The organism is Priestia sp. P1_B12_1 (assembly GCF_056406695.1).
Window position 1 is genome coordinate 90,091 of sequence record NZ_JBFTZR010000003.1, and the last position, 13,741, is coordinate 103,831.

Annotated in this window: 12 protein-coding genes; 2 read left to right on the top strand and 10 right to left on the bottom strand. The window is 36.8% G+C overall.

Features of this window, described 5'->3' with window-relative positions; all coding sequences use genetic code 11:
- Positions 1-103 precede the first annotated feature (103 nt).
- Positions 104-1,123 carry an STAS domain-containing protein gene (locus AC1D0Y_RS11475; protein ID WP_060745605.1) on the bottom strand — a complete coding sequence of 340 codons (1,020 nt, stop codon included), beginning with the start codon at positions 1,121-1,123 and terminating at the stop codon, positions 104-106.
- A gap of 294 nt (positions 1,124-1,417) precedes the next feature.
- Between AC1D0Y_RS11475 and AC1D0Y_RS11480 the strand changes: the two genes are divergently transcribed.
- Complete coding sequence (locus AC1D0Y_RS11480) at positions 1,418-2,149, top strand: GntR family transcriptional regulator (RefSeq protein WP_028408486.1); 732 nt, start codon at positions 1,418-1,420, stop codon at positions 2,147-2,149.
- A gap of 41 nt (positions 2,150-2,190) precedes the next feature.
- Here AC1D0Y_RS11480 and AC1D0Y_RS11485 read toward each other — a convergent pair whose 3' ends face one another.
- From AC1D0Y_RS11485 to AC1D0Y_RS11525, 9 genes are all read right to left on the bottom strand, one after another.
- Positions 2,191-3,033, bottom strand: a complete 843-nt coding sequence (locus tag AC1D0Y_RS11485) for a PfkB family carbohydrate kinase (protein WP_060745606.1) — start codon at positions 3,031-3,033, stop codon at positions 2,191-2,193.
- 15 nt (positions 3,034-3,048) lie between these two features.
- Positions 3,049-3,933 carry a carbohydrate ABC transporter permease gene (locus AC1D0Y_RS11490; protein WP_028408488.1) on the bottom strand — a complete coding sequence of 295 codons (885 nt, stop codon included), beginning with the start codon at positions 3,931-3,933 and terminating at the stop codon, positions 3,049-3,051.
- On the bottom strand, positions 3,933-4,814 hold the full coding sequence (locus AC1D0Y_RS11495; RefSeq protein WP_028408489.1) for a carbohydrate ABC transporter permease: 882 nt from the start codon (positions 4,812-4,814) through the stop codon (positions 3,933-3,935). The genes AC1D0Y_RS11490 and AC1D0Y_RS11495 overlap by 1 nt, the downstream gene beginning before the upstream one ends.
- A 15-nt stretch (positions 4,815-4,829) precedes the next feature.
- The gene (locus AC1D0Y_RS11500; RefSeq protein WP_060745607.1) at positions 4,830-6,116 is read right to left on the bottom strand and encodes an ABC transporter substrate-binding protein; all 1,287 of its coding nucleotides are present in this window, start codon (positions 6,114-6,116) and stop codon (positions 4,830-4,832) included.
- Between the two features lie 116 nt (positions 6,117-6,232).
- Entirely contained in the window at positions 6,233-7,219 is a 987-nt protein-coding gene (locus tag AC1D0Y_RS11505; protein WP_060745608.1) for an SIS domain-containing protein, read from the bottom strand.
- 79 nt (positions 7,220-7,298) lie between these two features.
- Positions 7,299-8,447: an ABC transporter ATP-binding protein gene (locus tag AC1D0Y_RS11510; RefSeq protein ID WP_028408492.1), complete on the bottom strand. Its 1,149-nt coding sequence runs from the start codon at positions 8,445-8,447 to the stop codon at positions 7,299-7,301.
- Between the two features lie 302 nt (positions 8,448-8,749).
- Positions 8,750-8,914 (bottom strand): hypothetical protein, encoded by a 165-nt coding sequence (locus AC1D0Y_RS11515; protein ID WP_016764155.1) that lies wholly within the window; start codon positions 8,912-8,914, stop codon positions 8,750-8,752.
- A 225-nt stretch (positions 8,915-9,139) separates the two neighbouring features.
- A complete protein-coding gene (locus AC1D0Y_RS11520; protein ID WP_060745609.1) occupies positions 9,140-11,809 on the bottom strand; it encodes an MMPL family transporter in 2,670 nt (889 codons plus the stop codon).
- Positions 11,806-12,267 carry a MarR family winged helix-turn-helix transcriptional regulator gene (locus AC1D0Y_RS11525; protein WP_014460056.1) on the bottom strand — a complete coding sequence of 154 codons (462 nt, stop codon included), beginning with the start codon at positions 12,265-12,267 and terminating at the stop codon, positions 11,806-11,808. Before AC1D0Y_RS11525 ends, AC1D0Y_RS11520 begins: the two co-directional genes overlap by 4 nt.
- Positions 12,268-12,523: 256 nt before the next feature.
- Between AC1D0Y_RS11525 and AC1D0Y_RS11530 the strand changes: the two genes are divergently transcribed.
- Entirely contained in the window at positions 12,524-13,732 is a 1,209-nt protein-coding gene (locus AC1D0Y_RS11530; protein ID WP_060745610.1) for an MFS transporter, read from the top strand.
- Positions 13,733-13,741 lie beyond the last annotated feature (9 nt).

Sequence of the window (13,741 nt, forward strand, 5' to 3'; positions counted from 1 at the left end):
CCTCTTTTAAAAAATGAAATCCTTTAATACATTTCCAGTCTTTGATAAAGAGATTTGTTATGATGCTGAATGAGTGCATTTTGTTATATTTCAAATATATCTTTTAAACGATGCTTCGTCCGCTTTGTGCCAATGCATAATGAATGCCGTGCTGCAATGTTTGAAAACAATCATATTTTGATAAATCAATATGGGTCTCTGATATAACTAAGCCTAAGTCGGCAGAAATCCCTACTAAAATTGTTTTCGTACCAATCAGGGACGCTGCTGCACCTAATTTTTCAATAAGACTTGCCGTATATTCAGTAAGTTCTTTATCCAATCCGGTTAAATCCAGCACAAGATAATTAGCCTGATGTTTTGGAAGGTTATTTAATGTATTGACAATCAAATCTTCCGTTCGATCCTCGTCGTATTTGCCAATCAAAGGAACGACGACTATGCCTTCCAAAACCGGAATAATAGGAGAAGAAAGCTTTTTAATAAGATCTTTTAACTCTGCTGTTTTTTCTGCTACAATGTTTTGCAAATGTTCTATTTTCTGCGCTTCTTTTCTTCTGGCTAATTGATGAATATTTTGAGCGATATCAATGTTAGAAGGGAAGTATTCTACTGTAGTGCATTCATGCCCTTCTATTTGATGTTGAATCACCTTGTACCAAATATTTGTTCCGAATAGTCCTGTAAAAATCCCTGCATAATGGGCCGGAAGAAAATTTCCTCCCTTTGTTTTCTTTTGCGCGACGTTAATTTTATGTTCCCAACTGTCTTTTAATTCAGCAGATAGAGTTTTACTTTCAGGATTTAAATATTTGATAGTAGTTTTTCCCCATCCAGCCGAAGCGTATGTATTGGTAATTAACTCAGCCGCTTCAAAAACCGTTACGCCTTTCATATTCTGAAAGTACTCTCCTACTACTAATCCCTGTCGGAAACCAGTGGTTTCCAGTACTACAGAAGCTGCCTCTTCTCCAGATATTTCTTCGATTGTGTCAAACAATGTTTTCATCGCAGAAGAAATCCAAAAAAGGATCGCATCTTCTCCTTCAAAGCTAAATTGTCCTTTTTCTAAATCCCAAGCAAAACTAAGACCACCTATATCAATATTCTTTTTTTCACCCATGGCGGAACCTCCTTTTTATAAAGTTCTTACCTTCTTTATATTTTATCTTATGTTGAAGAAGCTGGTAATAAAAATTGTTGCATATTTTCTATTGCTTGTCTAACCATTACCCATGTTTTCAATTAATAGAAAAGAAAGGTGAATGCTATAGAACTTTGAATTCGCCAACTTTTCTTTCTTTTGTATCAAACATACATGATAAAAAGGAAGAAAAGCAAATTGTAATATAACATCACATTACGTTATAATATAATTATATTCAAAAGAAAGTATTTAGGAAAGAGGAGGAAAAAGATGAAGCTAAATACTCATAGCTCTACGCCTTTATATATGCAGTTAAAACAGGCTATTACAGAAGATATTAATAAAGGAGTTTATACTCCGGGTGAAAAACTTCCAATTGAAACGGATTTGTGCGATATATACGGAGTAAGTCGGATTACGGTAAGAAAAGCCGTATTAGATTTAGTAGAAGAAGGCCTTCTGATACGTCAGCAAGGAAAAGGAACCTTTGTTCAATATCCAAAAGCTAAGAGAGAGCTGTTTGCCGTTAATGGACATACAGAGTATATGTCGGAATTAGGGAAAGTACCGCAGACTAAAATTTTGTCTTTTGGTATAAAACCTGTAAAAGCTCATGTGGCAAAGATGTTATCCATCCCTCCAGAAAGTGAAATCCTTGAACTGCAGCGCATCCTGTATTATGACGACCAGCCTCTTACCTTAGAAATTTCTCACTACTCCTTAGAATTGTTACCACACTTAGATCAGCACGTCCATAATTCAGTTTCAATGTACGATACTATAAAAAACAAGTACAATATTGCTCCGGTTCATAATAAAAAATTATTGAACATGGTATTTGCAAATGTGGATGAAGCAAAACATTTAGAATGTGAAGTCGGAGAGCCGCTGTTTAAAGTGGAAAAAGTGGCGTATGATGCACAAAAAAGACCGATTCATTCATCTTTTCTACACTATCCTGCGAATCGCGTTACGTTCACTATAGACAGTTCTAATTCTTAATAAAATAGCGCCTTGCTTCAAAAGCAAAGGCGCTATTTTATTCATTTTAAAACCATCGCACAGTCTGTATGATATTCTTTTCCATATCCAAAAGCTCCGTAATTTTGACAAGTTTGTGATGCCACTAATGCTCCATTATGGAGAGCTTTTGCTATGTTTTTTTCTAGTAGATAAGAAGAAAGAAAACCGGCGATGAAAGAATCTCCAGCACCCAATGTATCGACCACTTTTGTAGAGATTATAGGCTGTTTAAATAATTGGTTTTCGACTGATAATAAAGCTCCATCTTCTCCTCTTGTCACGCATACGACACTGGTTCCTAACAGGTGTACTCGCTTTATTAAATCCATACACTCTTCTTCTGGCAGGCTGCTTCCTGAGAAAAATGCATAGCTGATATATGGACATACTTGCTGTAAATATTCCTCATCGTATCTTGTAGAAAAATCAAAGGAAATATCAATGATTTTATGTAGCAACGGAAGGTCAGATTCTAAATGACTAAAAACGCTCGTATGAAGAAGATCGTGCTGGCGGATATAGGTTAAATCCGATTCATTCAGCATTAGTTTTAATCTAGATTGAACGCCCCCTTTATTTGATCCTACAAAAATTCGATCACCTTGTTCATCAAGTGTTACAACCGCCATTCCATTCTCTCCTACAGCTCTTCTTACTCTGCTAATCTCCATCTTTTCTTGCTGCAGAGTATTTACTACATGTTCTGCCGATTCGTCATTCCCCATGATTCCCATATAGGAAGACTGATTATGACTCAATCTATTACAAAATACGGCCACATTTAGCGCGTTGCCGCCTGGATAGATCTTTCCTTGATCTTTATAGTAATCTACTACATTATCCCCTACTCCAATTAGTTTCATCTGCTTGTCCTCCTATTATTTAACACTTCCGTTAGCAATGCCACGGATAAAATATTTTTGCATAAACAAAAACAACATAACAATCGGTGCTGCTGAAATGGTCAGTCCAGCTAGTAATACCCCCCAATCTGTTTGCAAAGCGTCTCTAAATTGCATTAATCCTGCTGGGATTGTACGCAAACTGTCATCGTCGATAAAGATAATGGCAAACATAAATTCATTCCATGTGTAGTAAGCTGTCAAAATTGTCGTTGTTAATAAAATGGGCGTGCTCATTGGAATGAAAATTCGAAATAAAATTCCCAAGCTTGTACATCCATCTAACCGAGCCGCTTCCTCCAGTTCTTTTGGAATCGAAAGAAAATAAGCGCGAATTAACAAGATGGTTAAAGGAATTCGATAAGCAACATAAGGCAGAATCAGTGCCAAGTGTGTATTATAGATTCCAAGTTTTTGAATAATGCTATACAAAGGAATTAAACTTACCTGAGGAGAAAGCATAAGCCCTCCAAGACATATAATGAGGACAAAAGCTTTTCCTTGAAACTCAAAGCGTGATAGTCCATAAGCTCCTAATGCACTGACCAGGACCGTCAAAAAACAAGACGCGCCCGTGACGATCACACTGTTTAAAAAGTAAGAAGATATTCCACTTTTCCACGCTGTCACGTAATTTTCAATTAGCCAATTATGCGGCATAGACCAGCTGTGAGTAAAGATTTCATCCGTGCTTTTAAAAGAACTTATAATCATCCAAAGCAAAGGATACGCAATGACGATAAAATAGACGATCAATCCGACATATACTATCGTTACACCTGTGTACCTCTTCTTTTTTCTTTCTCTAGTGGCTGTATTGACAACATTAGGTAAGGTGACATTTGTTTTAGGCATCTGCATCAAGCGTCTTCCTTTCCTGTTTTAAATGCTTTCATTTGAACAAGAGAAATCAGCAGTGTAATAATTAAAATGACAGTAGCAATTGAGGAAGCGTAGCCCATCATATCTTTCGAAAAGGCTGTTTTGTATAAATACGTACTTAGTACTTCAGATGATGTACCCGGTCCGCCTCCTGTTAAAATATAAGGTTCATTAAACACTGTAAAAGCACCAGTAAGCGTTAAAATAACAGCAACAAATGTCATTTCTTTTGTTTGCGGTACAGTAATATGAAAGAACATTTTAAATTTATTAGCGCCGTCTATTTCAGCTGCTTCATACAATTCAGGTGAGATTTTTTGTATTGCTACAATATACAGCATGGCGATATAGCCGATAGATTGCCACTGAGATACAGCAATAACTGCATAAATAGCCGTATTACTATCTCCTAGCCAAGGTTTTGCCAATGAGTCTAATCCGATCATTTTGAGCATTTGATTTAAAAGCCCTACTTCAGGATTGTAAAAAAAAGTAAACAACAAGGCAATAACGGTCATCGAAACGACTACTGGTAAAAAATAAACCGTTCGAAAAAAAGGAGAAAACCTTCGAATAAGTTTATCTTCTAAAACGGCAGCCACAATTAGACCGCCACCCACTTGAAAAATAATTGAAATGACCGCATAAAGAATATTATTTTTGAGTGCCTGATAAAAGACAGGGTCTTTAAATAAGTGCACATAATTATCTATTCCTACAAAAACTTTGTCTGGTGAAAATGTACTCCACTCATAAAAACTATCCCAAATATTCTGAAAAATTGGGATGTACACGAGTAGTAAAAAAGCAAAAGCAGGAAGAAGATATAAATAAGGGGTTAGCTTATTGCGTTTTAACATCGCTTTTTCACTTCCTTACTTTTTAGATTCAGCACGAACACTCGCTGCAGCTTTTTGCACATCTTTCATTACTTCTTTAGGTGTTTTATCACCATTTAGCATCAGCTGAGCCCCTGTTAAATAAGCATCTGCAATTCGAGCATCGATTGCCATATCAAACCATGGAGCCATCTCTTTGGCTTGTAAAATATTATCTACTGCTTCTAATTGCTCCGGTGTTGAATTACTGCTGTTCGCTGTATCATTTACTGCACTGTATTTCCCTACTTCTTTTACTAGCTTTTCACCCATTTGTTTTGATGTTAAAAATTCAAGAAATTCCATCGCTTCTTTTGGATGCTTAGTTTTAGAAGAAATCATAAACCCTTCAGGTGATCCAGTTAAATTAGTAGTATTTCCTTTTCCATCCTCCACTTTAGGAAAATTAAACATGCCAATCTTAAATTTCGTTGGACCGAAAAGCTTAATTTCAGCAGTTTCAGCATAAAACATAGCTGCTTTTCCATTTGAAAATTGTTGTCTTGCATATTCATGATCAATCGAGTTTGTATTTTTATTAAAGTAAGGAACTAATTCTTCTAATTTTTCTAGAGCTTTTACATAGCCTTTATCCGTGAATGTCCCAGTTTTTGAATTATAGTCTTTTGAAAGAACGTCGGGCTTTACCATGCGCTGATTTAAGGTTCCTACGTAGTGAGAAATGGTCCACGTATCCTGGCTTCCAAATTCTAAAGCTGTATAATGCTTCTTTTTTAACACGCTTAAAATATTTAGTAGCTCGTTCCAGTTTGTAGGCGCTTTTAATCCTAATTTATCGAAGATATCTTTGTTGTAAAAAAACATTTTCCCGTCCATTGTAACAGGAACACCGTAAATTTTCTTATTAACGGTATATGGTTTAATTTGAGATTGAACAAGCTTGGAAGACCATGCTGAATCCTTCTTATAATAAGAGGTTAAATCTAAGGCTTTGTTTCCTCTGACAAATTGTCTAGCAAACTCATCGCTCCAAGAAAAGTACACATCAGGAGGGGTATTAGTGCCTGTCATAACTTTAATTTTGTCTTTATATGAATCGTTTAAGACGGCTTCTGTTTTAATATCAATATCAGGGTGCTGTTTTTCAAATTCTTTTACAACTTCTTCAAAGTAGCTTTTTTCAGGTTCTTTTGGCCATCTGTGAAAGAATGTTAATGTTGTCTTTCCTGTGTCTGAGTCTGAAGACGTTTGTTTTCCAGCACACCCCCCGAGCATTAAAGAACAACTTAAAAGTGAGGCTAAGATTAAATTTGTCTTTTTCATATAGAAACCCCCTTATTGTAAGTGCTTTCATATATAAGTTATACTATAATGTTTTATAACATTATAGTATAACTCGTAAGGAAAATATACAGATTTCTATCTTTATTAGGAGATTATTAATATTCTACTTTCCACATGTAGCGTCTTTTACTTAAAGGGTGATTGCGTGCTTCGGCTAATTCTTCGGCGTACTGACGCAGTACACGATTTAATACAAGAGGAGCGATATACCCTTGCACATCTTTATCAATTCCTTCGAAGTCATATGCTTTTGCATCTAGAACAGTTAATTTCTTTCCATATCGTTTAGAGAATGATAAGGCGCGTTCTTCTAAAGGTCTTGTTTCATCTAGTCCAGCTAGGATGATAAAAGGTACGTTTTCATCAATAATTTCGAATGGACCGTGGAAATACTCTCCAGCGTGAATAGCGTGAGAATGAATCCATTGCATTTCCATCAAGATACAGATGCTGAATGAATAGGCTGCTCCATAGTTCGAACCGCTGGCCATTGTATAAATAACCGGTTCAGACTTATGTGATTCAGCAAATTTTCTTGCGTTGCTCGCTTCGTATTCTAGAGCTTTTTCATAAACAGACTGTAGATTTTCTAAGCTAGTAACTAACTTTGCAAATTTATCATTTTTTTCTGCTACGTATAAGAGACCAAATACAAGCTGATATAAAACGCCTAAGTTTGTTTCAAAAGCATCGATGTCATTGCCCCACTCATACTTAATAAAAATATCTGCGCTGTGTGCTAAAGGTGAAGTAGGTTCATTTGTTAAGGCTACAGCATAAGCGCCTTTGCTTTTAGCGAACTTAGCTGCTTCTGTAGTCTCAGGAGTTGTTCCTGACATGGAACATAAAATAACTAAGGAGTCTTTTCCTAGCTGCTGCGGATTGCGGTGGATAAATTCGTTCGAGCTATACAAATCGGATGTAATATGTTGAGCTTCTCGATCTAGTACATACTTAGCTGGATACATGATCGCAGAAGATCCTCCACATGCGACGAAAAACACATTACGAATTTGCTTGCTTTTTAATTCGTTTAATACGGCTTGCACATCACTTTTTACATTCACTACTGTTCTGCTCATTTTCCCCACTCCTTAAATAAAATATGATATACAACATTATGTAATGTTATATATTGTTATATTAAACTGTTTACATTAACTAGTCAATACATTTATCAGAATATTTAACTTTTTTATCTATATTTGTAGAAATGCGCTCTTCTGTTTCTCCATCAAAAAAATGAACGTAGGTTAAATTCAACGAAAAAATGCCTTTGTCCCTTGCTTCAAACTCACATAAAAGAGGCACTCGAGCCACAAACGTTTGCTTTTCTAAACTAGCATATAAAATTGTTTCAGCACCTAGTACCTCTATCATATCTAGTGTCGTAGTGAAGCAAAACTCATCGTTCAACTCTCTCTTACTATCCTCTTTATGATATATAATGTGTTCAGGACGCGCACCCATTATGACTTCTTTCTCATTATGACCTTGAGAATGTAAAGCGTGTAGTAGAAAATCAGGAAGCTGTATTTTAGTTTCTCCCATTATAAAATAAGTGCCTTGGAGATATCCCCGAAAAAAATTCATTGCGGGTGATCCAATAAAACTGCCTACAAATACATTCCTAGGATGTTTGTAAATATCTTGAGGAGTTCCGATTTGTTGAATAATCCCGTCTTTCATAACCACTAGGCGAGTAGCCATTGTCATAGCTTCCACTTGATCATGCGTCACATATATTGTTGTTGTTTGCAGCCTTTGATGCAGTTTAATAATCTCAGCACGCATCTGTACTCGCAGCTTCGCATCCAAATTAGATAATGGTTCATCCATTAAGAAAACTTTTGCTTCCCGAACAATAGCACGACCTAAAGCAACTCGCTGACGCTGCCCTCCGGATAAAGCTTTTGGCTTTCTATCTAAATATGTTTCTAGACCCAATGTTTTGGCTGCTTCATTTACCCGTCTATCAATTTCGTCTTTCTTTATTTTTTTTAATTTCAAACCAAATGCCATATTTTCTCGAACAGTCATATGAGGGTAAAGAGCATAATTTTGAAAGACCATAGCAATGTCACGATCTTTTGGAGCTACTTCGTTCATATGATCTCCATCAATGTAAAAATCACCTTTTGAAATCGTTTCCAGACCTGCAATCATTCGCAGCGTAGTAGATTTACCACAGCCTGAAGGTCCAACAAATACAACAAACTCTTTCTCTCCAATCTGAAGGTTAAAATCATTTACGGCGATATTTTTTTTATCATATATTTTATATACTTTATCTAAATGTAACATTGTCATCTTACCTCAGCTCCTTATATTTAAAGTTTGAGATACATGATTGCAAGTTACGCGTCTCTTTTTCCTTAATCCTTAATTCTTTCCTCCTTTTTATTTAAATTGTTAACTTGAGACATTAAAGTAACTTAATGACTATACTAATCGAATCTAGTTAGACAGAAAATAAATATGTAAAGGTTGCTAACACAAAACATACAAGCAACTGTTCACCTTCAAAAAAATAAAAACCTTCTCTAAAATTAAGAAGGTTTCACATCATAATCTGCATAGAGACTGCCTTTGCCTTATTTCTGAAGATTTTATTACATATCTTCTTTGCCTTGACAGCTTGGACACTCATAAACATGCACAAAATAAAGTCCAATATGGTGGAATCGTTTCCCTAAGCAATCTGGACATGTTCCTGCTTCGCGCATTTGTTCCCGTCGTTTGTCTCGCTGATTAGCTAAGAAATTTACAAATTTCATAAAAAAACCTCCCTCATGTTTTTGACTATAGGTTTTCCTGATGAGAGGTCTTTTATTCGACTGGGCGTGTTTATGGCCACTCCTGAACATTGTTTTTTTGTAGCACAAAAAAGGATAGAAAGAGCAGCCCGATGACGCTCTTTCTATCCTTCAGTTTTATCCTATATACTGTGTCAATAGTACTCTTCCTAAGACATACCTAATTTTCGACCTAGCGTATACAAGTTATTCTTCTACTTTGTACTTTTCTTTTTTTCGAAGAAACGGCCACCAGTTTCCTTCTCCAAGCGTTACGACAATCGCTGGCATAAGAAGCGGAAGAATAACAAGACCATAAAGTAAAAGACCAATAATAACAACCGTTGCTACATGAACAAGTGTTAATACACCCGATGGGATCATAGCCCCAAACGTTCCAGCTAAGATAATAGCAGCAGTAATAATAACCGATCCCATCTTACTCATAGACGTAACCATTCCTTCTGCGACGCCGCTTTTTACTTCTTCGTTAAAACGGTCTAACAAGAAAATAGAATAGTCAATTCCAAGGGCAACTAAAATAACAAAACTAAAAAATGGCACGGCCCAGCTGATTCCATCATTACCCATTATGTCCACGAATAGAAGCTCTGAGATTCCCATTGCTGTATAATAGGTAAGCAGCAGTGAAGCAATCATGTATACAGGCATGATCATTGAACGGAATAAAATGGTCAGCACAATAAACAGCCCAATCATCATAATAACCATTGTGCGTGAAAGATCGGTTGTAGATAAATCTTTTAAATCCGCATTTGAGCTCGATACCCCTCCGTACACAATTTCTGTATGCTCAAACGGCGTATCAACGACTTCGCTTGCCACCGCTTTTTCAATATTTTTTACGGTTGAAATGGCTTCTTCAGAATATGGATTTTGATCGAGCACTACACTGAGCTTAACTCCTTTTCCATCTGCAAAAGAATAGTTATCGATGGATTGTTTAAACCCTTTATCTTTCATCACTTCTGCTGGAAGGTAAATACCAGTATCTCTAACTGTTGAGCTATCACTCATGTTATCAAGCATATCTGTTGCTTTTGTTAAGCCATCTGAGATCTTCGTCAGTCCGTCATTCGCACTTTTAACTCCTTTTGCTAACTGATTGATACTGTCTGATAACGTTCCAACTTGACCTTGCTGAGCTGAAAGATTCTCATTTGCTTGTTGGAGACCGGTTTGAATGGTAGTAAGCTGTTTACTGATTGCAACAAGCTGCGGAACCGCTTGCTGCACAGTTCCTGTTGTAGAGAGCTGAGTGCTGACAAGCTGCAGCTGTTGATTAATTTGAGCTAATCCGTCTGCAGCAGGTGCAAGTGACCCTCCAGATTTCTCTTTAGAAGCAGAACCCGTTTGGTCAGCTATTTGATTTAGCCCTTTTTCAACATCACTTAATCCTTTTTCTACATCTCCGATTCCTTTAACAGCATCTTTGATTCCGTCTGATACGGAGCCTAGCTGTGAATTAACGTATAAATCATCAATCTTTTCTCCGGTAGGCTGTGTGATAGTCATAACAGAATCTACGTGATCCACTTTTTCAATTGCTTTGCTTATATTTCCTAAATAAGGAATAACATCTGCCTTTGTTAACTCTTTATCTCCTTTAATAATAACATTGACAGGAAACGCTTTTCCTTCTCCGAGTGCATCACTGATAGCGTTTAGTCCTTTTATAGATTTATAATCACTGCTTATTTCAGCAGTAGAATCAAACGATACTTTTGAGTCGTACGTTACAATAAAAGGCACGGTAATAATCGCTGTAATGACTAAAAACACGAACGGTCGCGCCACTGCCTTTTTCCCTAAAAAGCCCCACAGCTTATTATCGCTATGAGAAGCCACTTTTTTAGACGGCCAAAATAATTTTTCTCCAAGCGTAACCATAAAAAGTGGAAGCAGAGTAAATAAAATGACTAGCAGTACACCTACCCCCACTGCTACTCCGACAGCCGACTGGAAAATGGCAAACTTGGCAAATCCAATGGCTGCAAACCCAATAAATACAGCAATTCCACTGATAAATAACGTTCTTCCTGCTGTACGATAAGCCGTGATCGTGGCCTCTACTTTATCATGTCCGTTTGCCAATTCTTCACGGAAACGATTAAGTAAAAGGATGCAGTAATCCGTACCAATTCCAAACAAAATAGCTACTAAGAACGTTTGCGTGAACGTTGAGATTGGAAAATCGACATTTTTAACTAAAATCCCTAGTAACGATTGACTGATTAAGTATGTGATTCCCACAATTAAAATAGGAATAAACGGCGTCACGACTGAACGGAAAACGAGTAAAAGCAAACCTAAAATCAAAAAGATAGTAATAAACTCAGTTTTCTTTAACCCTTCTTCTGAACTGTGTGCAAAATCCTGATTAATAAGAGATGCACCCGTTACATATGCCGTAGTGTCTTTTGGCACGCTATCATAAATCTGATTTGCTATTTTTTCAACTTTTTCATCCGATCCACTGACAGTAACCGGAACTAAAACGGTTTTTTTGTCTTTAGACATTAATTGATTACGAACATCTTGATCATCTGTTAAAGGCGTTGTGACATCTTTTACACCTTTAATTTTCTCTGTCTTATCAATGATTTTCTGTATTTGTTTCTCACTATCTTTATCTAATGCATTATCTAACTTGATAACCATGCTGATGGTATTACTGTCTTCTCCAGCATTTTTTAGAATTTGGCTGGCTCTGGATGAAACGGCATCGTCGGGAAGCTGAGACTGTCCTTTTTCACTTGCGAGCTTTGTTAAATTTGGTGACGTTAGCATCAATATAACTGTTAAAGCTAAAATAAAGGCCGCAATCACCCACTTAAATTTTACGATAAATTTCATTCTTTGCTTTCCCCTTTTGTAGTTAACTTTTCTTTTGCCATTGTAAGAATTTCGATAAATGTATCTATTTTTTCTTCTTCTACATCATCAAATAAATTTTCAATGATACTAAAACACGCGGCATTTCCGTCATTTATTACTTTTTCTCCTTCAGCCGTAATCTTAATAAGCTTAGAACGTTTATCGCTCTCTAGTTCATTAGTGTCCCACTCCACGAGCCCTTTTTCGAGCAGTTTTTTGATTCGATTCGAAATGGCACTTTTATGAACGCCTTGCAAGACAGCGAGACTGCCAGGTGAAGACGGACCTTTAATCATTAAACTGTTTAACAAATCAAACTGCTGCCTTGAGACATGTTCGAAGAGGTTATGGCTGATCTCTCTATGAATCACTTCTGTTCCTACAAACAGCACTTCTTCAAAAAGTTCTACCGCTTGATATAACTTGCTTTTTGTCACTTCTTTCCCTCCTTTGCTCATTTAGTTTATAGGTATAAACTATTCGACTTTAAAAATAGTTTATAGGACTAAACTTTATTCTGTCAATAAATTTATGTCTGACTGTCTTCATATATGATAAAGATAAATAGAAATCTTGGAAGATACCGCTTACATCAGCTTTTTTGGTTGTCAAAGCTCCCTCACTTAAGTATTATTAGTAATTGACTTCTTTTCAAGGAGATATAAATTTTATACACAGAAAGGGTGATCACACATGAATACAATGCATGCCAACGAGCAGGTCAATAAGAAAGATTCCTTTCCAATTGCCCTCATCTCGTTAACTCTTGGAGCTTTTGCTATTGGAATGACGGAATTTGTTATTATGGGGATACTGCCTAACGTTGCGGAAGATCTTCATGTTAGCATTTCGACTGCTGGTCAGCTAATTACAAGCTATGCTTTAGGAGTAGCAATCGGCGCGCCAATTTTAACTATTTTTACTCATCGACTTCCTCAAAAGCTTCTGCTTTGTTTACTTATGCTTTTATTTATTCTCGGAAATGCGATTGCTATTATTGCACCCAGCTATGGGATTTTAATGGGAGCTCGTTTAGTTACGGCATTATGTCACGGTACTTTCTTTGGAGTAGGCGCTGTTATTGCTTCACGGCTCGTACAACCTCATAAACGTGCAAGTGCTGTCGCAACGATGATGGCAGGTTTAACCATTGCAAATATAATCGGCGTTCCTGTGGGAACATTCATTGGGCAACACTTAGGCTGGAGAGCTTCGTTTGGGGCTATTACGATCATGGGGATTATTGCATTTATTGGTATTATTCTGTTTATCCCAAAGCTTGGTCAAGACAAATTAACGGGTCTAAAACAGCAGTTTGCTGCTTTTACTCAACCAAAACTTCTTGTGATGCTTCTTTTAAGCGCGATAGGATGCGGCAGTTTATTTACTGTATTTACGTACATTACACCGCTTCTTGAAGACGTTACAGGAGTAAGTGAACATAGTGTTACGTGGATTCTTGTATTATATGGATGCGGCGTTACGCTCGGAAACGTTGTTGGAGGCAAGCTAGCAGACTGGAAGTTAATGCCTTCGGTTGTAGGTATATTTGCTTTTCTTTGTATTGTGCTGACTATTTTTACGTTCACTGTTAAAAGCCCAACAGCAGCTATTATCACGATGTTTTTCTGGGGAGCAGCAGCGTTTGCTGTAATGCCTGGTATTCAAGTGAAAATTATGAACTTAGCACAGGAAGCACCTGCTTTAGCTTCTACTTCGAATCACTCATTTGCTAACTTAGGAAATGCTTTTGGCGCCTTTTTCGGAGGCGTAATTATTAACCATATGGGACTTCCTTCACTTCCTTGGGTTGGCGCCATTTTTGTAGGAACGGCTTTTGTTATTAGCACTTGTCTTTTTATTGTGGAAACACGCAAAAAACATAGTGAACAATCGTCCTGACTGTCTAAC